The sequence below is a fragment of the Streptomyces sp. DH12 genome (genome assembly GCF_020873895.1).
Classification (GTDB): domain Bacteria; phylum Actinomycetota; class Actinomycetes; order Streptomycetales; family Streptomycetaceae; genus Streptomyces.
In genome coordinates this window covers 1-450 of sequence record NZ_JAHWGT010001097.1, presented here as the reverse complement: position 1 = coordinate 450, position 450 = coordinate 1, and the positions used below count along the sequence as shown (strand labels likewise).

At 76.0% G+C, this 450-nt stretch carries 1 pseudogene; it reads left to right on the top strand.

The annotated features are described in order from the left end of the window. Positions 1–450 (top strand): annotated as a pseudogene (locus tag LPA54_RS38710) (CbxX/CfqX); the annotation flags it as partial.

Sequence of the window (450 nt, the reverse complement as noted above, 5' to 3'; positions counted from 1 at the left end):
CCCCCTGTACCGGGCCGTGCACCGGGTCGATCCGGCCTTCATGGACACCTCCGCCCGGCTCGCGGCGATCGCCGAGGGGGACGGCTACGACGACTGCGCCGACCTCGCCGCGATCACCCTGACCGGCACCGGGCAGGAGACCGTCGACGGCCAGGACACGCTGGACCCGCTCTTCGGGACGGAGGGGCGGGACCTGAGGCTGTCCGACCCGGACCCCGCCCCTCCCCCGATGCCGTCGTTCGGCGGGTCCGGGGCGCGTGAGCGCTCCGGTGGCCCGGGCCCGGTGCTGCCCCCGGGGCCCACCGATGCGGCGCTGCTGGAGGAGGCGCTCGCGGAGCTGGAGCGCATGGTGGGTCTGGAACCGGTGAAGCGCCAGGTCAAGGCCCTGTCCGCGCAGTTGAACATGGCGCGGCTGCGGGCGGGGCAGGGGCTGCCGGTGCAGCCGCGCCA